Raw genomic sequence first — 22,356 nt, 5'->3', positions numbered from 1 at the left:
GATACGACTGTAACGAGAAGTCACAATAGCGGCGACCGCGCTAACAAACAGGTATTCTACAAATAGTATTTCCCAATCAACAACAATATATGCTGAGGCTTTATGTTAATTACCTTTAAATGCAAAGCGTCCCCTGACGTTGTCATGTATGAACATCACGTTCAACGGATATTCGAACTGCTTCATAAAGAGCCGAAAATGGGCGTTATTACCGCCGCCGAAACCACCCATGCAATCAAATTGCTGCAAGGTGAAATCGCCAAAACCACGGCCCATGAAAAATCCGCCGAAGTTGAACGCGATGTCGTCGCGCATCACAACGCAAACGGTGACGACCACGGCCATGAAGTCATTGAGCACGTTGCTTATGCTGCGCGTACGCGCCCATTGCTAGAGATGTTAATCGCCGCCAACAAGGCTGGTAAGGACGTACTCTGGGGTATTTAAAAAAAGGTTTATCGATAAGTCGATAAACCTTTTTAGTAACCGCTGACAACCGCTCTTTGCCAACTTAGGCGGTTGTTGAGAAAATTACATCAATCTGCATCAAATATTAAGCATCACTCATCACCCATCAAGCAAGACTTCTGCCCGACCTGTTTTCTGCTTTACGAAACTCGGTAAAGTAATACAGCAGCGCCAGCAAAGGCATCACAAACCCGCACCACGATACCAGGCCCCAGCCGCCATAGACGTAGGCCCATCCGCCCAGCGCCGAACCAATTGCGCCACCGGCAAAAAATAGTGCCATATACAAGCCATTTAAACGGCTACGCACGGCATCACCCAGCGAGAAAATAGCGCGTTGACCGAGTACCAAGTTGGCCGATACGCCCATATCCAGCAATAAAGCCGCCACGACTAGCAGGCCAAGCGAAAAGTGCGATCCGGTAGCGCCAATATAGGCCACCGGATAGGCGACCAACACCAGCACCAACGCCAGTCCGGTTGTCGGCCGCGTCAATCCACGGTCGGCTAATCTGCCAGCGATGGGGGCGGCAATTGCGCCCATCACACCGGCGAGTGCAAATAAGGCGATACCGGTTTGCGACAAATTAAACCTCGGCCCGGCGAGTAGTAATGGGATGACCGTCCAGAACATGCTAAAAGCCGCAAACAGCAACGCGTGATACGCGGCACGCCGACGCAAAATCGGCGTGGAGGTGAGCAAACCCCACATCGACTGCAGCAAACGACCGTATGGCAAGGCGGCCGCAGGATGGCGCGGTGGCAAATGCCGTGCTAACACCAACGTCAACAGACTGATGGCGCACGCCGACATGGCAAATACCGCATGCCATCCCCAAAAGTTAGCAATCAGGCTAGACAAGGGACGCGCCAACAGTATGCCCATCAACAAGCCGCTCATCACGTTGCCGACGACCTGACCACGCTTTTCTGGTGTCGCCAGATAGGTGGCATAGGGGACCAATACTTGTGCAGCGACCGAACTCAAGCCAATGACCAGCGCCGCCAACAAGAATTCCCATGCCGTTTGCGAGAAGGCAGCGGCGATCAGCGCCACGACGGTGACCAGTAATGCGCAGACAACCAGACGACGATTTTCAATCAGGTCACCCAGCGGAACGATAAATAGCAGGCCGAGGCAATAGCCTACTTGCGATAGCGTCACCACCAGACCGGCGGCGGCTGGCGACAGATGGATGGAGGCACTTATCAGGCCAATGAGTGGCTGGGCGTAATACAGATTGGCAACAATGGCACCACAAGCGATCGCCAGCAACAGCGTGATCCAGGTGGGTATTGCGTGTGAGGGGGTGGAGACAGGTAAGGCGGTTGCTGCGGTCATGCTGTTGCCTTTGAGTAAATACTGATGGCGACGGAGATTCTGCCGATGGCGATGTGATTAGTGACCAGATTGGCAACCAAATTTACGACCAAGTCGGCTACTTTAGCGGAAATACTCAGACTCTGCCCGCAGCCACCATGCATGCCGTTACAATCACATCTTTATATACCAGCACTCACGTAAGCCTATGCTGACAAGCTACTTTGGGATTTCTGGTCTTGGCCTGTTTTGTCTGACCGTCCTGTTATTAAACGCCACTCCCGGGCCGGATACGGCCTATATTGTCGGCCGTAGCGTGGCGCAAGGTCGCACGGCAGGCTTAATGTCGGCGTTAGGGATCACCGCAGGCTGTCTGGTGCATGGCACGCTTTCCGCGTTTGGTCTGACGGCTTTGCTGGCGGCTTCCGCCTCGGCTTTTATGATGATTAAGCTCGCTGGCGGCGCTTATTTGATTTATCTGGGCCTGCGTATGCTACTGACCAAAACGGTGGCGACTATTAGCGACAACAAGGCTGGCGATGTACGTACACATCGGACCATCTTCCTGCAAGCGTTGATAACAAATATTCTCAACCCCAAAGTCATTCTGTTTTTCCTGTCATTTTTTCCATTGTTCGTACAGCATGATTCTCATCACAAAATAGCTGCCTTTTTGTTACTGGGCGTTATTTTTGCGGTGATGTCGTTATGTTGGAACAGTGGCACAGCGTTGCTAGCTGGCACGCTTTCGCGTCACGCCAGCAGCAATCCTCAGATCAAACAATGGCTGGAACGCACCGTGGGCGCGGCTTTTATCGCGCTCGGTGTCAAGCTGGCCCTCACTAAATAATATGAAGCATGGACAAAAATAAAATCCGCGTAGTAAAGAAAGCCAGCGCCCCATCTACCTCATCGGCAGCGCCGTCTCCGTGGCAGGCGCAAGCAAAACCTGTCTCCGCCTCAGCCTCCAAGCCAGCGCAATCGCGGCCCGAGAACAAACATAAATTAAATTTTTCGACCCTGAAAAACGATTCGCTTGCCTATGCCCTATTGGGTGCTGGTCAGGCCATCGCGATGGTACGTGACGGTGCGTCATTACCGCAGGCGCTATCGCAAGTGTTTGCGCAAGCTGGTGCGCCAGCGGCAACCCGTGGCGCGATCCAGGATATTGCCTACCGCACCATGCGCGGCGTCGGTCAGGCTGAGGTATTGCTGGCCGCGTTAACCAGCAAAGCGCCGGACCCGGCGTTGTTGCACGGTTTGTTGTGTTGCGCATTGTGCTTACTGGCAGAAACCAACAATCCGGCCTATGACAATTTCACCGTGGTCGATCAAGCCGTCACGGCTACCGGATCAGACCTCAGCATCGGACACGCCAAGGGCATGGTCAATGCGGTTCTGCGCCGTTTTTTGCGCGAACGCGAGGCGTTGATCGCCGAAGCCAATAAAAATCCTTTGGCTTTATGGAATTATCCGGCGTGGTGGATCGACCAGATGACAGCGGCTTATCCGCAAGACTGGCAAGCTATTCTGACATCAGGCAATCAACCACCGCCGCTGACCTTGCGCGTGAATCAACGCAAATCCAGCGTGGAAAATTATCTGCAATTGTTGTCTGAAAACAATATCACCGCGCGTCAGATCGGCCCGGTCGCCGTGCGTCTTGATAAGCCTTTGCCGGTGAATCAGATTCCTGGCTTTGAAGATGGTTTGGTCTCGGTGCAAGATGCAGCCGCCCAATTAGCCGCACCATTACTAGATCTGCACGATGGCATGCGGGTGCTCGACGCTTGCGCCGCACCGGGTGGAAAAACCTGTCATTTGCTCGAACTGGCCGATGTCGCCGTGACCGCGCTGGATCGGGACCCTAAACGCTTGCAGCGCATTACCCAAAACCTACAACGTCTGCAATTGCAGGCGACCTTGCAAGTTGGTGATGCGCGCTTAGGAACCACTAGTACCACCAGCGCAACTACCGTCACTCCCCTTGCTGGTTGGTGGGATGGTCAACAATTCGACCGTATTCTGGCCGATGTCCCCTGTACCGCCTCCGGTATCCTGCGCCGTCATCCCGATATTCGTTGGCTGCGGCGCGCAACCGATACCGATCAACTTGCAACACTTTCGGCAGATATCCTGGACAATCTTTGGCGGATGCTACGCCCGGATGGTAAATTGCTACTCGTTACCTGCTCTCTATGGCCGCAGGAGTCAGAGGCGCAAGCAGCGGCGTTTGCTGTGCGCAATCAAGCGATCAGATTGCCGGCTCCCGGCCAATTAATGCCGACAACCAACGCCGTACATGACCATGACGGCCTGTTTTATGCCCTGTTTCAGAAAGTCTGATTTTTACTGATTGGCAACAATCGTTGTTTACATTCACCTTCAACTATTTTTAAACCGGACGTTGATCCGCCCCAACAACAGTGACGCGACCATTGCATCAATTAATTAAGCACTCGCTGCTAAAGCTCTTGCTATGCATGATGCTAGTGGTCTCAATAGGCACACTGGGCGCGATTTCCGCCCATGCAACCGATGGGGCAGAAATGACCAAGGCCCACATCGAAACCAGCGACGATGGCTACCGGCTCTCTGTCGCGTTTTCACTCGACCTCAATCGTGGACTGGAAGACGCCATCAATCGTGGCGTCCCGTTATATTTCACAACAGAAGTCGAACTGACTCGGCCACGCTGGTACTGGTTTGATGAAAAAGCCATCAATGCCACCCAAACCATTCGCATTTCCTACAACGTCCTCACGCGCCGCTATCACGCTGCGATCTCAGGCAGCCTGCAGCAAAGTTTCGACACGCTCGAAGATGCACTATCCCTGATTCGACGGCCCAGTCGCTGGGTCATCGCCGACAAAGGCGCATTACAAATCGGCGAAGTCTATAAAGTGGCCGTGCGCATGGGACTTGATTTGGCCCAGCTACCCAAACCGTTTCAGGTAAACGCCTTAAACAACAGCGACTGGCGCCTCTCTTCCGACTGGAAAACCTTCAACTACAAGGCAGAATAGCGTGCCACGTGCCATCCGCTATTTGCTGATCGTTGGCGGCGCGATCATCAGTATTCTTCTCTTTCTGCTCGCCTCGGCATCAGAAAATTCGATTTTTTTCAATAAGTATTATTCCTGGCTGCTCGGTCTTAATGCACTCGTGGCAGTGGCGCTGCTGGGCTTGGTGTGTTTGCTGCTCGGACGACTTTACAGTCGGTATAAACGCGGCAAATTCGGCTCCCGGCTGATGGCTAAACTGGTTTTACTATTTGCCGTCATCGGCATTTTGCCCGGCGTCATTATCTATTTGGTATCGGTGCAATTTGTTTCGCGCTCGATTGAATCATGGTTTGATGTGCGGGTTGAGTCGGCACTGGAGTCCGGCCTCAATCTCGGCCGCGCCGCGCTCAACTCGTCCATGAGCGACTTGCTTGCCAAATCTAAAGGCATTGCCTTGGAATTATCGGAAGAGTCGAGTTCAGGGCAAGTATCGCTATTGACGCGTTTACGTGATCAGAATCTCGAAGCATCGATCATCACCAGCAGCGGTCAGGTGGTGGCATCGGTGGGCGGACGTCTCGGCACCCTTACACCGATCTTGCCGACCGCCACCATGATGAGACAGGCGCGCCAAAGTCGTGGCTTTTCGGCGATCGAAAGCGAGCTCGATAACCGCGAAGATACAAGCACAACAAAACAGTCCGTATTGTCTGACTCGGCGATCAATGACGCGAATAATAATTTACGACTACATATCGTCGTCGAGATTCCGCCGCCGATCAAATCACTATCGTTGCAGAATGAAACGCGCTTTCTGCAAATTCTGCAACCGGTGCCCCCGTATCTGGCGACGAATGCGGAAGCGCTGCGTGCCGCCTACAGCGAATATCAGGAGCGCTCACTAGCACGCTCCGGTCTGCGAAAAATTTATCTGGTAACACTGACGTTGACGCTGCTGCTGGCTATTTTCGGCGCGATCATCAGCGCGTTTCTGATCGCCAGTGATCTGGCCAAGCCGTTGCTGCTGTTGGCCGAGGGCACGAAAGCCGTGGCCGAGGGCAATCTCTCGCCGCGACCGATTATTGCGTCCTCCGATGAGCTCGGCACCCTGACCCAATCGTTCAATATGATGACGCGCCAGCTATCGGATGCGCGGGCCGCCGTCGAGCGCAATCGCAACGAACTGGAAAACGCCAAGGCCTATCTCGAATCGGTATTGGCAAACATGTCGGCTGGGGTAATGGTGCTCGATGAGGATTTTCATCTGGTGACCAGCAACCAATCTGTGCAGCGTATTTTGCAATACGATCTGACGCAGCATATCGGTCAGCCTATCAATATTATTGATGGCTTAGCCCATTTTTCCGACATTATTACCAGAGCGTTCTCAGAGCAAAATGCACAGTTTGCAATGGGGAAAATTGGCGAGAGCCGCCGGCACTGGCAACAGCAAATTGAAATACCCCGCCGGATCGATACCATTGACAGTGATGACATTTCGCTGCTGGCGCGGGGTTCGCGCTTACCGGTAAATAATCGTGATGGGTATGTTGTCGTGTTCGATGATATTTCTGACGTCATATCAGCGCAGCGCTCCATTGCATGGGGTGAAGTCGCACGTCGTTTGGCGCACGAAATCAAAAATCCATTAACGCCGATCCAATTGTCCGCAGAACGACTCCAGATGAAACTGGAAGATAAATTGATGACCGCTGACGCCGCCATTCTTAAGAAAAGCACCTCTACCATCGTCAATCAAGTTGCCGCCATGAAGCGCATGGTCGACGACTTCCGCGATTATGCAAAAACCCCGCCAGCGGTCTTAAGTGCGCTCGATTTAAATGTGCTGATCGCCGAAATCCTGCATCTGTATGTTGCTGGAGATGAGCGAGATATGATTCATGCATCGTTAGCCCAAGATTTACCGCACGTCATGGGCGACGCCACCCAACTACGGCAAGTCATCCATAATTTATTGCAGAATGCACAGGATGCGGTCACGGACCCCGCTGCAGGGGTAGCAACACCACGTATCGATGTCGTCACTGAGCGCATTAGCTACCAAGGCTCAGGCGGCCAGCCAAGCATCGCAGTACGCTTGTCTATCACGGATAACGGGCCAGGATTTTCATCCAAAATTCTGGCCCGTGCGTTTGAACCTTACATCACATCAAAACCCCGCGGCACCGGTTTAGGATTGCCTATGGTCAAGAAAATTATCGATGAGCACGGCGGTCGCATTGACTTGCACAACCGTACTGATATAAAGGGCGCAAAAATATTAATTTTGCTGTTAAAGTTAGTCCCTGCCAGTAACGCAGATAATGTTCAAAAAAGTAATTAATTCAAATCTTCATGCGTGGTACGCAAAGTCGAGCCATCAGCGAAGTGTTACTTAATCAAAAGAGCCCTGAATACCGGGTTTATCTTGAATAAATATAGAAAGTCGCACCGCGCATGCGCCTCGATCAAAGTTGCGTAGTAATATCCTTACCAAGTCCTAAAAACAATAACAAGTTTTAAAACAATCAAATACAACACACAATAATAGTGCGCTCATCGCACAAATTTTGACTGCTTTGTCAGTCAATTTTTCATGATTTGAAGCAACATAAAATGGGAAAGCTACCGCATGGCTAATATCCTGGTCGTTGATGACGAAATGGGAATTCGAGAATTATTGTCCGAAATTTTAGGAGATGAGGGGCACGTTGTTGCGACGGCAGAAAATGCACAACAAGCCAGGGAATTTCGACAAAATGGCGTGCCAGATCTGGTATTACTGGACATATGGATGCCTGATACTGATGGCGTCACGTTGCTTAAGGAATGGCAGCGCGATGGATTGCTGACGATGCCGGTGATCATGATGTCCGGTCATGCAACGATTGATACCGCTGTAGAAGCCACACGCATTGGGGCCTTGAATTTTCTCGAAAAACCGATCGCGTTGCAAAAGCTGTTAAAAGCGGTTCAGCAAGGTTTGGCGCAAGGGCCAAAAACCTCCCGTGCTCCGAACATGTTCGCGCAACCAGCGATACCTGGCGAAGTGTCAGAAATGGTCAACGGTAGTAATTTTGGTGCTTCGACAACCTTGGAAACGCCTAACCTGGCATCTCTGCCTGTTGCTGCAAACAACTCTGATAATTTGTTTTCATCCTCATTCGGCCTGCCTCTGCGCGAGGCGCGAGATGCGTTTGAGCGGGCTTATTTTGAGTATCACTTAATCCGTGAAAGCGGCAGCATGACACGTGTAGCCGAAAAAACCGGGCTAGAGCGGACTCACTTGTATCGCAAGCTCAAGCAACTCGGCGTTGATCCAGGAAAACTGTCGAAAAAAGGCGGATGACCTTTCGTCATATCGATACATTAACTGCCTCAGCCGGGCTCACCATCCTCACCATCGTCACTTTGGTAACTGGCCCTTCAGCCCTTGCTCGCGAACGCGCTATCTGGTCCGCGATGAAGGCTGATGCGGCGGGTAACGAATCCGGCAGCACGACAGCAGTCATCCTGGAGGGCTTACCTGATGGAAAATCAGATCCTGAGCCAGCGCATCCCCAGCTATTAATCAAGCGTATCGCGCCAGGTTGCCTTTGCTGCATTGGTAACCTGACGTTGCGCGTCACCCTGAACCGTCTGCTGCGTACTCGCCCAAGCCGGATATATATCAGCATCGCAGACGCCACTCATGTTGGCAGACTTTATAACTCTCTCTCACTTCCACCTTACGATGCCTGGCTAATACCGGGTGAGATCATTGCTGTCTGACGAACGTTTTGTCCGATCGAGAAATGTAAGTTACACATTCTCACAGTATTTTGATGCAAAACAGCGCAACTTCTACTAGCTAGGAATATCGAAACAATAGCCTCATAAGTACATTACTTAATGTTATTGATAGTGGTTGACTATTTCTATAATCCAATAAATTCGATTAGCACTCTATATTAGAGAGTGCTAGAATACCCGATCAAATCAGTGTGGTTTAAGACTTGTTCGCCATGAATCCCACCTGATAGTTAGGAGAAACAATGAAAAATTCGTCGTTACAAACTGCATTAATTCCAGCTGAAGCAACGCTCGCACTTGGTTTTTCAGGCACTTTAGGCAACATCGATGCGTATATTTCGGCTGTCAATCGCCTGCCGATGCTAACCCACGCCGAAGAAATTTCGCTGGCAAAAAAATTACGCGACAACAACGATTTAGCTGCAGCCCAGAAACTGGTGTTATCTCATCTTCGTTTGGTGGTATCCATTGCACGCGGTTATTTAGGCTATGGTCTGCCCCATGCCGACTTGATTCAAGAAGGAAATATCGGATTAATGAAAGCCGTTAAACGCTTTGACCCCGATCAAGGCGTGCGTCTGGTGTCCTATGCAATGCACTGGATCAAGGCAGAAATGCATGAGTACATCCTGAAGAACTGGCGCTTGGTAAAAGTGGCCACGACCAAAGCACAACGAAAACTTTTCTTCAATCTGCGCAGCCACAAAACTGGCTTGGATGCAATGACGCCTACGCAAGTTGACGCCTTGGCCAAAACCCTCAATGTCAAACGCGAAGAAGTCATCGAGATGGAAACCCGTCTCACTGGGCGCGATATCGCATTGGAGGCACCAACTGACGATGATGATGATAAGTTTGCACCTATCGCTTATCTATCCTCAGATATGCAAGAGCCGACCAAGGTGTTGGAGGCGCAACGGTATGACCGCTTGCAGTCGGAAGGCTTGGAGTCTGCATTAGGTAAGCTCGATGATCGTTCACGCCGGATTGTGGAAGCACGCTGGCTAGCAAACGATGATGGCTCCGGAGCGACACTACATGAACTCGCAAAAGAATTTGGTGTGTCAGCCGAGCGTATTCGTCAAATCGAGGTGGTTGCACTGAAGAAAATGAAAGGATCATTGGTAGCTTATTCTTAAGAAACCAATCGATGTAAAAAAAGCGCCTAATCGGCGCTTTTTTTTATTCAAATTTTTTGATCAGGAGAGCAACAACTTCAAATCATGAACAATCGGCTCTGCCCCCTGCCCGTGACGTACAAACAACCGTATATGCCCGCTCGGATCAAATACGTAACTGCCAGCGGTGTGATCGATGCTATAGCTACCTGGCGTCTTGCCGGGTACTTTTTGATAGAACACCCTAAATTCCTTGGTAACTTTTTCAGTTGCAGCAAGGTCGCCATACAGCCCCAGGAATCGTGGATCAAAAGCAGGGACATATTGGGCCAGCAAAGCCTGCGTATCCCGCTCAGGATCAACCGTAACGAACAACACTTGAACCTTATCAGCCAACGGCCCCAACTCTTTCATCACGCTCGCCATCTCTGCCATCGTGGTCGGGCAAACATCAGGGCATTGGGTAAACCCAAAAAACACAACAACCGCCTTACCCTTAAAGTCAGCCAGCGTGCGCAGTTTTCCATTGTGATCTGTTAAAGCAAAATCACGGGCATAACCAAGACCCGTGACATCGGTATTAATAAACTTGCTGTCGTGTACGGACAACGTCATTTCCTGACTGTTTGTTGCTGTCTTATCTCCGCATCCTGCCAGAGAAAAGCCCGCAATCGCAATGACGATGGCGCGCATGAACGGAGGTGAAATAGAGACAAAACGTTTTATGTTTAGTGTCATGCTTACTTTCCATACAAGTTTGGATGAAACTTCAAAACCTCAAATAATGATCAACTAACAAGGCGGCAAATAATAGCGACAGATAAATGATCGAATAGGTGAAGGTTTTACGCGCGATCAGATCTGTGTAATGTTTGTAAATTTGCCACGCATACCATAGAAAAATGGCACCTAAAATAGCTGCACTGATCAAGTAAATCAAACCACTCATCCCCACTGCAAAAGGCAGCATCGTGGTCGCAACCAACGCAATGGTGTAGAGCCAGACATGAAACTGAGTGAATTTCAATCCATGGGTAATCGGCAGCATCGGCAAACCGGATTTAGCATAATCATCGCGCCGATACATCGCCAAAGCCCAAAAGTGCGGCGGAGTCCAGACAAAGATAATCAATACCAATATCCATGCCTGCATCGGTACGTCATTCGCAATCGCCGCCCAACCCAACGCGGGTGGCATTGCCCCCGACAAACCGCCAATGACAATGTTTTGAGGCGTAGCAGGTTTGAGTATGATCGTGTAAATCACTGCATAACCAATAAATGTGGCTAACGTGAGCCACATCGTCAACCCATTAACAAAGTTATAAAGCACCCAGCTACCAATACCTCCGATAACGCCGGAAAACACCAGAGTTTGCGGAACAGTAATCTCGCCACGCGCCATCGGCCTGCGCGCAGTGCGCGCCATGCGCGAATCGATTTCACGCTCTACCAGGCAATTAACAGCAAAAGCAGCCCCTGCCAACAACCAGATACCGATAGTTGCGGCAACAACACGTTGCCAGTCCGGCAATGACGGAGTTGCCAAAAACATACCAATTACGGCACAAAATACTGCCAATTGAGTGACTCTCGGCTTGGTCAGTGCCCAGTACTGGGCTATGCGATTTGGAGTTGTGGTTATGGTAGTCATGCCATCAGGGATTCGAAGAGATGCGATCAGCTTTTGCTGGATTGCCTGCTGCCACTGGCATGACCGGTAGGATCGGCTTTTCGGTGGCAAGTCTAGCCTTGTAGTTTAACATGACCAACAACAACAGAATCAGCGCCGCACCGCCGTTATGCGCCACGGCAATCGCCAAAGGCCAATTAAAAAATATTGTCGCAAGCCCGGTCAATAGTTGTACACCTATCATGATCAATAACCAGCGTCCGGTTTTGCGCAGACCTCCAATTTTCAGTGCGCGACAAGCAAGCCAAGCGATAAAAGCGATAACGACAAAAGCAAACATCCGGTGAGTCCAATGGATAGCGGTCAATGCTTGAAACGGTAAGTACTCACCGTCAGCAGTTTTGCCGAGATGGCGCCATAGTGTGAATCCATGTTGGAAATCCATGTCAGGAATCACCATGCCATGACAAAACGGAAAGTCATTACAAGCCAAAGCCGCGTAGTTAGTACTCACCCAACCACCCAGCGCGATCTGCATCACTAGTAGCAACATCGCAATCAACGCTGGCGTAAGCAGGCGCTTACCGGCAGCAGCGACAGGGGCATGATCACTTTGACGTGCCGCTAACCACGTCAGCAACGCTAACAAGCTCAACCCCAGTAATAAATGTATGGTGACAATAATCGGCTGTAACTTCATCGTCACGGTCCAGGCACCGAATGCTCCTTGCAAGCAAACGGTTAAAAACAATAGCGTCGGAAACCACGGAGAAAATTGTGGATCGCGCTGTCCTCGTTGACCTGAATTGGTTACATTAATTGACGCAACCGGCTTTAGCCACTTAACCCAGGCGACGACCATCAAGCCGATGATCAGCACCCCTACCCCCATCGCGAAGTAGCGATGCGTCATTTCAATCCACGCTTTAATCACCGTCACAGGACCGGTTGGCATAGCCTCTTGCGCGGCGCTGATATGAGCATGCGCCAATAGCGGATTGGAATGACCATAACAGCCCGGCCAGTCAGGGCAACCGAGACCAGAATCGGTCAACCGCGTGAATGCGCCAAACATGATCAGGTCAAATGTCAGAAACAAAGTGACCCAGACCAGTTTGCGGTATTTATTAGCGTCTTTGGAAGCCCACACTATGCTGAGCGCTAACAAAGCCACCAAAAGGCCCATCGCAGCAAGTTGAAGTAAATTTGACATCATCCGATGGCAGAAGCCCGCAGCAGTTTTGAAAGATCGGTTTTAACTTTATAAGGATCCGCATCCTTGGGGAAACGCATCATCAGATTGCTACGAGGATCGATCAGATAAATATGATCAGCAGCAGTGGTTCCTGCCTCGGTTGGCAACCAGGCTTTCAGCAATGCCGGGTTGACGCGCAGCATGTGTGTACCGTCAAAGGGGAGCAAACCTTGCTTGTCCAAAGGCTTATCGTCCGTGATCAGCCAAACCGGCTCGATACGCTCGCGTTCTTTTCCTTGCATCGCTCTTAGCTGGCGTATTTCAAAGAGCTTATCCTTGCATGCTTTCTGACAATCGCCGCTATCGACTTGCAGCATCACCCACTTGCCCTTAAAGGCATCGAGTGTCATTGGAATGCCATCCAATGTCGTGCTACCGAGCTCAGGTATTGCAAATTTCACAGGATCGATCAAAGTGCCGTAATTGTTACGCGATTGCGGCTTGATAACGTAATAGGTGAAATACGATGCAATCATCGGCGCGGCGCAAATGGCGATGATGACAAACATTTTCAAGCGACCGTTACGCTTCAGATTTTTTCCAGCCGATACTACTGGCTGCGATGCTGACTGATTACTCAGGGGTTTTTGCATCTTTAATTCCATGTCTACATCCTGTTACAACAAAAAAGAAGAAGGCCATCACGGCCAGTGCGTACCATTGGAACTCATAACCGCGATGCTTCTCTATTCCAAGCGACGGGCTTGGCCAGTCGCGAATGAGCCCATCCTGGTTATTTCCGGTTTGCTCTATCAACAGTGGTTGCAGTTTAAGATTGCTGGCAACCGCCAACGCAGCTATATCAATATTTTGTACGATTGCGCCCGGCTGAAGTGCCGTCGGCTGCCCAAGTTGCAGGACTCTTCCTGCATGCCGCACCGCCACACCCTGTACCTCTACCACACCAACCGGCGTCGGATACGGCAACAAACTAGCCCTACTTTGTGGATTCAACGGCAACCAACCGCGTTCGACTAGCACATGGCTATTCGAGTTCGCTATTTTAAGCGGCATCAGCACATAAAATCCCGGCCGACCTTTATAACTACGGTTATCCAGATAAATTGGCCAATCCGTCAAAAACTCGCCACGGACGGTCACGCGTCGATACTCTATCTGGTCAATATTCTGCAAAGCAGTCCCGAGTTGCACTGGCACTTCAGTGCCGCGACTCTTAATGGCATTTTCAATTACCTGTTTCTGATCACCACGTCGGGTCTGCCATTGCGCTAGAGAAACACCCAAGGCGATCAACAAAACCGTCACCACAAATGGGATCAATCGAAATCGGAATTTGAAAGGCAATATTAATCTGTTCAATCTTTTCAATCTGTTCAGCATTACAATACCGCCCTAGTCATCGCATCCTGAAGCCATTCCATGAAAATCATCGTTGCCATCGCTTTCATTCTCATCATCGGTAGCCTGGCCTCCGCACTCGTTTTTTTGATGCGCGACAAAGGTAAAAGCAATCGGACCGTTCAAGCTCTGGCACTGCGTGTCGGCTTCTCGGTGACACTATTCATTCTTCTATTAGTTGCCTACAAACTTGGCTATATTCAACCGACTGGGATACGCTAAAGTTCGATTTTAAAATCTGACATAAACACATAGACCTGCGTGCATAGAAAAACAGTTGCATAAACGCAATCACTAATAAATTCTAATAGTAAAAAGGCCGCACCGAAGTGCGGCCTATCTTTATATATTGTCGCTTATTATTGATTTACAGCCAGTACACAACAACATACAAACCCAGCCAGACAACGTCAACAAAGTGCCAATACCACGCTGCACCTTCAAACGCGAAATGATTATCAGGTGTGAAATGCCCCTTCAACACACGGTATAGGACTACCGATAGCATGATGGCACCGACTGTCACGTGAAAACCATGAAAGCCCGTCAACAAAAAGAATGTTGAACCGTAGATACCGGAAGTCAGCTTGAGGTTGAAATCCTGATAGGCCTCCATGTATTCAGCTACTTGGAAACACATAAATGTAGCGCCAAGCAAAATCGTTGCGGCTAGCCAAAAAGCTGTTTTGCCACGATGACCAGCACGTAATGCATGATGAGAGATCGTCAATGTCACGCCAGATGTTAGCAACAATGCTGTATTGATGGTTGGAATCGGAAACGGTCCCATGGTGCGAAATGTTTCTATCGTCCCAGCCGGTCCAGCATTACCCCAATGTGCAGCAAAATCCGGCCACAATATTTTGTGATCAAGATCTGCCAACCAAGGCATAGAAACGCTGCGGGCATAGAACAATGCACCGAAAAATGCAGCAAAAAACATGACTTCGGAGAAAATGAACCAACTCATACTCCAACGAAATGAGGTATCGATACGCGGGCTATACAAGCCTTTTTCAGATTCGCCGATAGCATCACCGAACCATTTGTACAGTACAACCAGTAATGCCAGAATGCCGACCGCGCAAGCTTCCGGACCGAAGGGAACACTATTTACCCAGGCTGCAGCACCTAACATCGTCAATAGTAGCGCTGCACCACCTAACACAGGCCATTTGGATGGACCTGGAACAAAATAGTAAGGTGCATTACCTTGTTGAGAACTCATTTCCATCTCCCGATACCAATTTAAATAATTTTTTGAGCTTCTTTTTAGCTTATTTAGCGACGACCAGTTTCACAATCGTGATCAATATACCAATGAAAATTGCCGCACCGATTACACCGGCAATGACTACATGCACTGGATTCAAACCTGCCGCATCGCTTTCGTAATCTTTCTTTTTCCTTACACCGAAGAAGCCCCACAATACCGCTTTGACTGTCGCACCAAATGAAACTTTGCGGCGGCTTGCCTTCTTCAGATCCGACATTTATTACCCTTTACCCATTTTCTATTACTCTGGCAGTCAGGTCATGACTACTAAGCAGGCTTTGCTACAACTGGTTTAGTGATTTCAAAAAAAGTATAAGACAACAAGATCGAAGTCACATTCTTAGGAATAGCCGGGTCAATGTAAAACACAACAGGAAACTCTTTAGCCTCATTCGGACCTAGCGTCTGTTGCGTGAAGCAAAAGCATTCTACTTTTTTAAAAAAAGCTCCAGCTTCCATCGGCGCATAGCTCGGAATTGCCTGAGCATCCATGGTGCGCGCTTCCTTATTGACGACTTCATAAATAACTTGGGTCATCTCACCCGGATGCACTTGCACACTACTGATCGTCGGCCGAAAGCGCCAGGCACCACGAGAATTGCCATCAAACTCGACGGTAATCGTTCTCGATTTATCGATCTGCGTATTGCTAGGTGCCACTACGGTGGAGTCTTGTGGTGTCAGGAAATTGACCCCGGTAAGCGCACAAATTGATCGATATACCGGCACCAGGCCATAACCGAAAGCAAACATCAGTCCGGCAATCACGATCAGTTTGCCCAACATTTTTCGATTCAACTGTCGCGCGTAGCTACGACCTTCATTATTTGGCGTAGGTGAACTCATCAGTTAAACCAGACACGATTAACAATTATCCCTACAAAAAATACCAGGGCAATTGATGCCAGCAGAAACGCAGTACGTAAATTGTTCGGTTTTTTTCTATCGGACATAAGGTGAGTTGGCAGGCTTACGCCTGCCTTTCCTATCATTTTACGGTCGGTGGCACTTCAAATGTATGGAACGGCGCAGGACTCGGCACGGTCCATTCCAAGCCTTCAGCGCCTTCCCATGGCTTCGCAGGAGCTTTTACACCGCCTTTGATGGATGGGATAACGACGAAGAATAAAAAGTAAATTTGGCTCAGTCCAAAACCAAACGCACCAATCGACGCCAACATATTGAAATCGGTGAATTGCGCAGGATAATCGGCGATACGACGTGGCATACCGGCTAAGCCCAGGAAATGCATCGGAAAAAACGTGATATTGAAAGTGATCAGCGATGCCCAGAAATGAATCTTACCGCGCGTTTCGTTGTACATGAAACCGGTCCATTTAGGACTCCAGTAGTAATAACCACCGAAGAGGCCGAACAACGATCCCGCTACCAGCACATAGTGAAAATGCGCCACCACGTAATACGTATCCTGCATCTGGATATCAATCGGCGTCACCGCCAAAATCAGGCCGGTGAAACCACCCATTGTGAAAACGAAAATAAAACCAACGGCAAACAACATCGGTGTCTCGAAAGTCATCGAACCGCGCCACATTGTCGCGATCCAGTTGAATATCTTTACGCCTGTCGGTACTGCGATCAACAACGTTGCATACATGAAGAATAACTGTGCCGTCACTGGCATACCAGTGGTGAACATGTGATGCGCCCAGACGATGAAAGAAAGAATCGCGATTGATGCGGTTGCATATACCATCGATGCATAGCCAAACAATTGCTTACGTGCAAATGCCGGGATGATCTGCGAAATGATACCGAACGCAGGCAAAATCATGATGTAGACCTCTGGATGACCGAAGAACCAGAATATATGTTGATACATCACTGGATCGCCGCCACCAGCAGCATTAAAAAAGGAAGTACCGAAATGACGATCAGTCAAGGTCATCGTAATTGCACCAGCCAACACCGGCATCACAGCGATCAGCAGGTAGGCAGTAATTAGCCAAGTCCAGCAAAACATTGGCATCTTCATCAACGTCATGCCCGGCGCACGCATATTAAGTACAGTCGTGATGATATTGATAGAGCCCATGATCGACGAGGCACCCATGATATGGATAGCGAAAATTGCCATATCCATGCCAGGGCCCATTTGGGTCGATAGCGGCGCATACAACGTCCAACCAGCAGCGGTTGCGCCGCCCGGCACCAGAAACGATGTCAACAGCAAAATCGCCGCTGGCGGCATCAGCCAGAATGAGAAGTTATTCATCCGGGCAAAAGCCATATCGGATGCGCCAATTTGTAGCGGGATCATCCAGTTAGCAAAGCCAACAAAGGCCGGCATAATCGCGCCGAACACCATGATGATGCCGTGCATAGTGGTGAGCTGATTAAAGAATTCCGGCTTGAAAAACTGCAAGCCCGGCTGAAATAATTCAGTTCGAATTAGTAACGCCAACACACCGCCTGATAGCAGCATGGTGAATGAAAACCATAAATACAACGTACCAATATCTTTGTGATTCGTTGCAAATAACCATCTACGCCAGCCTGTCGGAAGGTGATGCGCGTGGTCATCATGGCCGTGAGAATGATCGTGTGCGTGATCGACTGCGGTTGTGCTCATCTCAATCTCCTAATTCAATTACTTACGCGCAGCCAGCACTTCAGCCGGTTGAACAATGTTTTCTGCAGCTTTGTTAGACCATGTATTACGCGTATAAGTAATCACGGCAGCAATTTCGGTATCCGACAATACAGCCTTCCATGCCGGCATCTGCATAGCGCCGTCAATTTTACCTTCGAGCAGAACGTGAATCTGAGCAGCACGTGGACCGTTCACGACAGGATCACCATCGAGTGCAGGAAATGCACCTGGGACGCCCTTACCAGTGGCTTGATGACAAGCTGCGCAATTGGCGACATAGACTTTTTCGCCACGTGTTTTCAGTTCGTCGATGGTCCAGACTTTATTGGGATCATCCGCTTGGGCGGCCATTTCTTTCTTCTTGCCGTCTACCCATAGTGTGTAATCAGCGTCGCTGACGACTTTAACAACGATAGGCATAAATGCGTGATCTTTACCGCACAGCTCAACGCACTGACCGCGATAAGTACCGATTTTTTCAGCTTTAAACCAAGTATCGCGCACGAAACCCGGAATCGCATCTTGTTTCACACCAAACGCAGGAATTCCCCATGAGTGAATGACATCGTTTGCAGTAGTAATAATGCGCACTTTTTTGTTAACCGGAACAACAACTTCGTTATCCACCTCAAGCAGGTAGTTATCGTTTTTAACTTTGCTCGGATCAACAATTTGCTCATGCGGAGTGGACAGATTGGACAAGAAGGAAATCCCCTCGCCTTCACCCTTGAGGTAATCGTAACCCCACTTCCACTGCATCCCAGTCGCCTTAATCGTCAGATCGGCATTGGACGTATCTTTCATTGCTACCACTGTTTTAGTAGCTGGCAACGCCATTCCGATAACAATCAGGAAGGGAACCACGGTCCATGCGATTTCGACCGTTGTGCTTTCGTGGAAGCTGGCCGATTTATGGCCACGGGACTTGCGATGCTTCAGAATCGAATAAAACATGACGCTGAATACTGCAATAAAAATTACCAGACAGATAATCAGCATCCAAGTGTGCAGATCGTAAATCTGCTGCGCAATTTGCGTCACCGGTGGCTGAAAATTCAATTGCAGTACCGCAGGACCGCCAATGCTATCTTTCACCGCCCACGACGGCAAAGCCGTCAGGGACAGTGCAGCAAGCATCAACGATATAAGGCGCTTCGCATATTTCATGATTACCCCAAAAGCCCAAAATTATAATTTTATTAACTACCAAACGCGCTTTCATGTTGCAGCTCTTGCTTCAGCTCTAGTTGCAACTCCCGCACAAATTCGCGCCGCTTCCATTCCGTCAAAAACCGGCCTACTTCAACCCGGACACCATCCGCTTCCAGACAAATTAATTCTCTGCGAGAAGATTTCACCACTATCCGAATTGAACGTAATGCCAGTCTGTATTGTCGAATATGTTGTGCCTGTATCAATTCCACCAACAGGCAATGATCCTGCACAGTAATGTGCTCGCGGTCGGTTGCATGTCTTGCATATGCCAAAAATGCCACACCAACGGCGAGCATTTCGAGTATTGCAAACAACAGTACAAACCAAGCACCGCGCAAGGTGCACACGGATGCGACTAAGAGTGATGTGATGCACATACCGGCGTAAAAAAGAGCCAGTTGACGCGGTGCAATTGCGCAATTGCGCTTCAAATCCCATTCCCGCCGCATCATTTGAGTGTCCTCAATGCATAGGAGTCGCAGTCCGCACAAGCTAAAACCTTCGAAGTATAAGGGCTAACGGGTCCTATTAACAAGGAGAAATAAGCCCTGAAAGCCAAGTGCGGAACTTTGACAGAGCGCTAAAATTCAAGGCAATTTCAGTACAAGTCAGATCGCAGCCACCCTCAACAACAAATACCGACGATACTGCGCTCTTAGTGGTGCAAATATCAACTATACAAGCACCACATGTCAACTAGGCAATGCGACCTTGGAATGATGACAGATTGTTTTATGCATCAACTCAAATCCGCCAGCGGGTGATTCACATGATCCTTAACCGACCATGGTCCAACAAAAAATCCATCGACCCAATCTCGCGTAACGCTGTCCAAAGTTGTATGCAACCATTTCGGCTGGCGATCTTTATCGATGATCAGCGCCCGAACTCCCTCCGAAAAGTCTGCTCGCGCCGCGCAATGCAGCGATACGACGTATTCCAGACGAAAAATTTCAGCCAGCGACAAATGACGTGTACGACGTTGTAGCGCATAGGAAAGGCAGGCGGAGCCGGGGCTGCCCGCAACTAATGTCGCAGCAGCTTTTTGCAACCAGACATCATCACTGTTGAGCGCAACGATAGCAGTGACGATCTCTGCCAATGCTGGCTTGCTGCAAAGCTGATTAATCAATCCAAAATGCGTGCTCAGTGGGGATGGCACCAAAGACGGCCACGTATTGCCTTGGAGTAAGCGTGTCAACAAAACATCATCACCGTCACCATTCCACGGTTGTGACAACAGCGCATCAAACACCGCATGTTTATCTTTCTGTTCAATCCGATAATCCGCCAATTTCGCAAAAATCGCATCTTCAGCGCCAATCGATGCACCAGTCAGTGCCAAAAACAAACCAATCTGGCCCGGCATCCGGTTCAAAAACCAAGTCCCTCCAACGTCTGGATATAAGCCAATGGCAATCTCCGGCATAGCTATCCGTGATTTTTCAGTCACCACGCGATGGCTGGCACCTGACATCAGGCCAACGCCGCCACCCATCACAATGCCGTGACCCCAGGCAAGAATCGGCTTGGGGTAGGTATGAATCAAATAATCGAGCCGGTATTCACGCTCAAAGAATGCACCCGCGTAAGGATTACCCAGAATATTCTCAGGATCGTCCGAAGCATGGTGCTCAAGCATGGTGCGATACAAATGCTGCAAATCACCACCGGCACAGAAGGCTTTCTCGCCTGCGGCTTGCAACACGACGATGGCAATTTGCGGATCGGATGCCCATTTCCGCAATTGCGGATCGAGCAAATCCACCATCTCCAGCGACAACGCATGCAACGTTTTTTCAGAATTCAGTGTGGCAATACCGATACGCTTGCCGTTTTGCGCCGTCCGTTCTTCAAACAAAACTGGTTGTACCGATATATCGGCTATTACCTGACTCATCGCACGTCCTCAATCGATTCGCTGCTTAATAATTGGCGCGCAATAATGACGCGCATAATTTCGTTGGTCCCCTCCAAAATTTGATGCACCCGCACATCACGGAAATAGCGCTCCAGCGGATATTCACGGATATAGCCGTAACCGCCATGAATTTGCAGTGCCTCGTTGCAAATTTGAAAGCCAATATCGGTCGCAAAACGCTTCGCCATCGCGCAATACGTCGTCGCATTAGCGGCTTTAGCGTCCAGCTTGCTCGCCGCCAACCGCACCATTTGCCGCGCCGCAACTAACTCCGTCTGCATGTCGGCCAATTTAAATTGCAAGGCCTGAAAATCCGCCAGCGGTCGTTTAAATTGATGGCGCTCATTCATATAACCGTGTGCGGCATCCAGCGCTGCCTGCGCGGTCCCGACCGAACAAGTAGCAATATTGATACGACCGCCATCCAGACCACGCATCGCCATCCGAAAGCCCTCGCCCTCCTGCCCCAACAAATGATCGGCAGGAACACGTACACCGTCAAAATTTATGGTCCGGGTTGGCTGGCTATTCCAACCCATTTTTTCTTCCTTGCGGCCGTAGCTGATACCGGGCAAATTGGCCGGAACCGCAAACGCCGAGATGCCACCCGCACCGTCACCGCCAGTACGCGCCATCACTACCAAAAGATCCGTCGCACCAGCGCCGGAAATAAACGCCTTGGCACCGTTAATTACATAGACATCGCCATCCAGTACTGCGCTGGTTTTTAGCGACGCGGCATCCGATCCTGCACCCGGCTCGGTCAGACAATAGGAGCCCAATTTCTTGCCCGCGGCGAGCTGCTCGCACCATTGCTGCTTGAATGCTGGCGTGGCCCAATTGGCCACCATCCAGCTCACCATGTTATGTATCGTCAGATAAGCCGTGGTTGATGTGCATCCGCGCGCCAGTTCCTCAAAAATAATCGTTGCATCTAGCCGCGACAGCCCCAGGCCGCCTACCTCCTCTGGCGTGTACAACCCGCAAAATCCCAGTTCGCCCGCCTTGGCAATGACGTCAACAGGGAAAAATCCTTCAGCATCCCAGCGCGCCGCTTGCGGGGCCAGTTCGCCCATGGAAAAATCGCGTGCGCTTTGCTGAAACGCACGCTGCTCTTCGGAAAGTTCAAAATTCATGGTGGTGCGTCTCCTTGGTGAAGTAGTTTTCTTTGGCGCAATAACTCTGTAACCGCCCGCGAACGCTATGTTTTTTGCGTTTGCGGCAGAATAGCAAGAATTGACGTTAACGTAAACGTCATGTAATCCCACTGCCTCGCCATGCACCAAGAATACTCTGCGCCGAAAACAAAAAGGGCGATACCCGAAGAGTATCGCCCTTAATTAAAGTCACCTGCGTAGCTGACTATCCATCAGCCCACA

24 protein-coding genes are annotated in these 22,356 nt (G+C 49.9%); 9 read left to right on the top strand and 15 right to left on the bottom strand.

All coding sequences use genetic code 11. The annotated features are described in order from the left end of the window. Nucleotides 1-102 precede the first annotated feature (102 nt). Complete coding sequence (locus ACVBEF_RS04000) at nucleotides 103-447, top strand: DUF1840 domain-containing protein (protein WP_447122651.1); 345 nt, start codon at nucleotides 103-105, stop codon at nucleotides 445-447. Between the two features lie 127 nt (nucleotides 448-574). Here the strand turns inward: ACVBEF_RS04000 and ACVBEF_RS03995 are convergent, their stop codons facing one another. Further along, a complete protein-coding gene (locus tag ACVBEF_RS03995; RefSeq protein ID WP_447122650.1) occupies nucleotides 575-1,810 on the bottom strand; it encodes an MFS transporter in 1,236 nt (411 codons plus the stop codon). 187 nt (nucleotides 1,811-1,997) lie between these two features. Here ACVBEF_RS03995 and ACVBEF_RS03990 point away from each other — a divergent pair, with 187 nt between their 5' ends. The 7 genes from ACVBEF_RS03990 (at nucleotide 1,998) to rpoH (ending at nucleotide 9,725) form a co-directional block, all read left to right on the top strand. Then, nucleotides 1,998-2,639: a LysE family translocator gene (locus ACVBEF_RS03990; protein ID WP_447122649.1), complete on the top strand. Its 642-nt coding sequence runs from the start codon at nucleotides 1,998-2,000 to the stop codon at nucleotides 2,637-2,639. An 8-nt stretch (nucleotides 2,640-2,647) separates the two neighbouring features. Continuing rightward, a complete protein-coding gene (rsmB, locus tag ACVBEF_RS03985) occupies nucleotides 2,648-4,135 on the top strand; it encodes a 16S rRNA (cytosine(967)-C(5))-methyltransferase RsmB (RefSeq protein ID WP_447122648.1) in 1,488 nt (495 codons plus the stop codon). Between the two features lie 137 nt (nucleotides 4,136-4,272). Continuing rightward, the gene (locus ACVBEF_RS03980; protein WP_447122676.1) at nucleotides 4,273-4,815 is read left to right on the top strand and encodes a DUF4390 domain-containing protein; all 543 of its coding nucleotides are present in this window, start codon (nucleotides 4,273-4,275) and stop codon (nucleotides 4,813-4,815) included. 1 nt (nucleotide 4,816) lies between these two features. Further along, on the top strand, nucleotides 4,817-7,138 hold the full coding sequence (locus ACVBEF_RS03975) for an ATP-binding protein (protein WP_447122647.1): 2,322 nt from the start codon (nucleotides 4,817-4,819) through the stop codon (nucleotides 7,136-7,138). A 288-nt stretch (nucleotides 7,139-7,426) separates the two neighbouring features. After that, complete coding sequence (locus ACVBEF_RS03970) at nucleotides 7,427-8,143, top strand: response regulator (protein ID WP_447122646.1); 717 nt, start codon at nucleotides 7,427-7,429, stop codon at nucleotides 8,141-8,143. Beyond that, nucleotides 8,140-8,565: a GTPase gene (locus tag ACVBEF_RS03965; protein ID WP_447122645.1), complete on the top strand. Its 426-nt coding sequence runs from the start codon at nucleotides 8,140-8,142 to the stop codon at nucleotides 8,563-8,565. Before ACVBEF_RS03970 ends, ACVBEF_RS03965 begins: the two co-directional genes overlap by 4 nt. 263 nt (nucleotides 8,566-8,828) lie before the next feature. Beyond that, entirely contained in the window at nucleotides 8,829-9,725 is an 897-nt protein-coding gene (gene rpoH / locus ACVBEF_RS03960; protein ID WP_447122644.1) for an RNA polymerase sigma factor RpoH, read from the top strand. 60 nt (nucleotides 9,726-9,785) lie between these two features. Here rpoH and ACVBEF_RS03955 read toward each other — a convergent pair whose 3' ends face one another. The 5 genes from ACVBEF_RS03955 to ACVBEF_RS03935 are packed head-to-tail and all read right to left on the bottom strand — an operon-like array spanning nucleotide 9,786 to nucleotide 13,933. Continuing rightward, nucleotides 9,786-10,430: an SCO family protein gene (locus ACVBEF_RS03955; RefSeq protein WP_447122675.1), complete on the bottom strand. Its 645-nt coding sequence runs from the start codon at nucleotides 10,428-10,430 to the stop codon at nucleotides 9,786-9,788. A gap of 43 nt (nucleotides 10,431-10,473) precedes the next feature. Further along, nucleotides 10,474-11,358 (bottom strand): heme o synthase, encoded by an 885-nt coding sequence (gene cyoE, locus ACVBEF_RS03950; RefSeq protein WP_447122643.1) that lies wholly within the window; start codon nucleotides 11,356-11,358, stop codon nucleotides 10,474-10,476. Between the two features lie 4 nt (nucleotides 11,359-11,362). Next, on the bottom strand, nucleotides 11,363-12,550 hold the full coding sequence (locus ACVBEF_RS03945) for a COX15/CtaA family protein (RefSeq protein ID WP_447122642.1): 1,188 nt from the start codon (nucleotides 12,548-12,550) through the stop codon (nucleotides 11,363-11,365). Then, nucleotides 12,550-13,185, bottom strand: a complete 636-nt coding sequence (locus ACVBEF_RS03940) for an SCO family protein (protein ID WP_447122641.1) — start codon at nucleotides 13,183-13,185, stop codon at nucleotides 12,550-12,552. The genes ACVBEF_RS03945 and ACVBEF_RS03940 overlap by 1 nt, the downstream gene beginning before the upstream one ends. Next, on the bottom strand, nucleotides 13,166-13,933 hold the full coding sequence (locus tag ACVBEF_RS03935) for an SURF1 family protein (RefSeq protein WP_447122640.1): 768 nt from the start codon (nucleotides 13,931-13,933) through the stop codon (nucleotides 13,166-13,168). Before ACVBEF_RS03935 ends, ACVBEF_RS03940 begins: the two co-directional genes overlap by 20 nt. A 39-nt stretch (nucleotides 13,934-13,972) precedes the next feature. Between ACVBEF_RS03935 and ACVBEF_RS03930 the strand changes: the two genes are divergently transcribed. Next, nucleotides 13,973-14,173, top strand: coding sequence for a twin transmembrane helix small protein (locus tag ACVBEF_RS03930; protein ID WP_447122639.1), 201 nt, complete (start codon nucleotides 13,973-13,975; stop codon nucleotides 14,171-14,173). A 145-nt stretch (nucleotides 14,174-14,318) separates the two neighbouring features. On the opposite strand, the gene ACVBEF_RS03925 is transcribed toward ACVBEF_RS03930, so the two are convergent. From ACVBEF_RS03925 to ACVBEF_RS03885, 9 genes are all read right to left on the bottom strand, one after another. Further along, entirely contained in the window at nucleotides 14,319-15,185 is an 867-nt protein-coding gene (locus tag ACVBEF_RS03925) for a cytochrome c oxidase subunit 3 (RefSeq protein WP_447122638.1), read from the bottom strand. Between the two features lie 43 nt (nucleotides 15,186-15,228). Further along, nucleotides 15,229-15,444, bottom strand: coding sequence for a DUF2970 domain-containing protein (locus ACVBEF_RS03920; protein ID WP_447122637.1), 216 nt, complete (start codon nucleotides 15,442-15,444; stop codon nucleotides 15,229-15,231). 50 nt (nucleotides 15,445-15,494) lie between these two features. Continuing rightward, nucleotides 15,495-16,073, bottom strand: coding sequence for a cytochrome c oxidase assembly protein (locus tag ACVBEF_RS03915; RefSeq protein WP_447122636.1), 579 nt, complete (start codon nucleotides 16,071-16,073; stop codon nucleotides 15,495-15,497). After that, complete coding sequence (locus ACVBEF_RS03910) at nucleotides 16,073-16,180, bottom strand: cytochrome oxidase small assembly protein (protein WP_447122635.1); 108 nt, start codon at nucleotides 16,178-16,180, stop codon at nucleotides 16,073-16,075. Before ACVBEF_RS03910 ends, ACVBEF_RS03915 begins: the two co-directional genes overlap by 1 nt. 35 nt (nucleotides 16,181-16,215) lie before the next feature. Then, complete coding sequence (gene ctaD, locus ACVBEF_RS03905; protein WP_447122634.1) at nucleotides 16,216-17,820, bottom strand: cytochrome c oxidase subunit I; 1,605 nt, start codon at nucleotides 17,818-17,820, stop codon at nucleotides 16,216-16,218. 18 nt (nucleotides 17,821-17,838) lie between these two features. Beyond that, nucleotides 17,839-19,008 carry a cytochrome c oxidase subunit II gene (gene coxB / locus ACVBEF_RS03900; RefSeq protein WP_447122633.1) on the bottom strand — a complete coding sequence of 390 codons (1,170 nt, stop codon included), beginning with the start codon at nucleotides 19,006-19,008 and terminating at the stop codon, nucleotides 17,839-17,841. A gap of 32 nt (nucleotides 19,009-19,040) precedes the next feature. Beyond that, the gene (locus tag ACVBEF_RS03895; RefSeq protein ID WP_447122632.1) at nucleotides 19,041-19,508 is read right to left on the bottom strand and encodes a DUF2244 domain-containing protein; all 468 of its coding nucleotides are present in this window, start codon (nucleotides 19,506-19,508) and stop codon (nucleotides 19,041-19,043) included. Nucleotides 19,509-19,795: 287 nt separating this feature from the next. Then, on the bottom strand, nucleotides 19,796-20,956 hold the full coding sequence (locus ACVBEF_RS03890; protein ID WP_447122631.1) for an enoyl-CoA hydratase/isomerase family protein: 1,161 nt from the start codon (nucleotides 20,954-20,956) through the stop codon (nucleotides 19,796-19,798). Beyond that, nucleotides 20,953-22,113 (bottom strand): acyl-CoA dehydrogenase family protein, encoded by a 1,161-nt coding sequence (locus ACVBEF_RS03885; RefSeq protein ID WP_447122630.1) that lies wholly within the window; start codon nucleotides 22,111-22,113, stop codon nucleotides 20,953-20,955. Before ACVBEF_RS03885 ends, ACVBEF_RS03890 begins: the two co-directional genes overlap by 4 nt. Nucleotides 22,114-22,356 lie beyond the last annotated feature (243 nt).

The sequence above is a fragment of the Glaciimonas sp. GG7 genome, from assembly GCF_052976905.1.
This window is presented reverse-complemented; position numbering and strand designations above follow the sequence as displayed.

Coding starts and splice junctions, on each gene's coding strand:
- ACVBEF_RS04000 (WP_447122651.1), top strand. CDS start 103: ATGTTAATTACCTTTAAATGCAAAGCGTCCCCTGACGTTGTCATGTAT.
- ACVBEF_RS03995 (WP_447122650.1), bottom strand. CDS start 1,810: ATGACCGCAGCAACCGCCTTACCTGTCTCCACCCCCTCACACGCAATA.
- ACVBEF_RS03990 (WP_447122649.1), top strand. CDS start 1,998: ATGCTGACAAGCTACTTTGGGATTTCTGGTCTTGGCCTGTTTTGTCTG.
- rsmB (WP_447122648.1), top strand. CDS start 2,648: ATGGACAAAAATAAAATCCGCGTAGTAAAGAAAGCCAGCGCCCCATCT.
- ACVBEF_RS03980 (WP_447122676.1), top strand. CDS start 4,273: ATGATGCTAGTGGTCTCAATAGGCACACTGGGCGCGATTTCCGCCCAT.
- ACVBEF_RS03970 (WP_447122646.1), top strand. CDS start 7,427: ATGGCTAATATCCTGGTCGTTGATGACGAAATGGGAATTCGAGAATTA.
- ACVBEF_RS03965 (WP_447122645.1), top strand. CDS start 8,140: ATGACCTTTCGTCATATCGATACATTAACTGCCTCAGCCGGGCTCACC.
- rpoH (WP_447122644.1), top strand. CDS start 8,829: ATGAAAAATTCGTCGTTACAAACTGCATTAATTCCAGCTGAAGCAACG.
- cyoE (WP_447122643.1), bottom strand. CDS start 11,358: ATGACTACCATAACCACAACTCCAAATCGCATAGCCCAGTACTGGGCA.
- ACVBEF_RS03945 (WP_447122642.1), bottom strand. CDS start 12,550: ATGTCAAATTTACTTCAACTTGCTGCGATGGGCCTTTTGGTGGCTTTG.
- ACVBEF_RS03940 (WP_447122641.1), bottom strand. CDS start 13,185: ATGCAAAAACCCCTGAGTAATCAGTCAGCATCGCAGCCAGTAGTATCG.
- ACVBEF_RS03935 (WP_447122640.1), bottom strand. CDS start 13,933: ATGCTGAACAGATTGAAAAGATTGAACAGATTAATATTGCCTTTCAAA.
- ACVBEF_RS03930 (WP_447122639.1), top strand. CDS start 13,973: ATGAAAATCATCGTTGCCATCGCTTTCATTCTCATCATCGGTAGCCTG.
- ACVBEF_RS03925 (WP_447122638.1), bottom strand. CDS start 15,185: ATGGAAATGAGTTCTCAACAAGGTAATGCACCTTACTATTTTGTTCCA.
- ACVBEF_RS03920 (WP_447122637.1), bottom strand. CDS start 15,444: ATGTCGGATCTGAAGAAGGCAAGCCGCCGCAAAGTTTCATTTGGTGCG.
- ACVBEF_RS03915 (WP_447122636.1), bottom strand. CDS start 16,073: ATGAGTTCACCTACGCCAAATAATGAAGGTCGTAGCTACGCGCGACAG.
- ACVBEF_RS03910 (WP_447122635.1), bottom strand. CDS start 16,180: ATGTCCGATAGAAAAAAACCGAACAATTTACGTACTGCGTTTCTGCTG.
- ctaD (WP_447122634.1), bottom strand. CDS start 17,820: ATGAGCACAACCGCAGTCGATCACGCACACGATCATTCTCACGGCCAT.
- coxB (WP_447122633.1), bottom strand. CDS start 19,008: ATGAAATATGCGAAGCGCCTTATATCGTTGATGCTTGCTGCACTGTCC.
- ACVBEF_RS03895 (WP_447122632.1), bottom strand. CDS start 19,508: ATGATGCGGCGGGAATGGGATTTGAAGCGCAATTGCGCAATTGCACCG.
- ACVBEF_RS03890 (WP_447122631.1), bottom strand. CDS start 20,956: ATGAGTCAGGTAATAGCCGATATATCGGTACAACCAGTTTTGTTTGAA.
- ACVBEF_RS03885 (WP_447122630.1), bottom strand. CDS start 22,113: ATGAATTTTGAACTTTCCGAAGAGCAGCGTGCGTTTCAGCAAAGCGCA.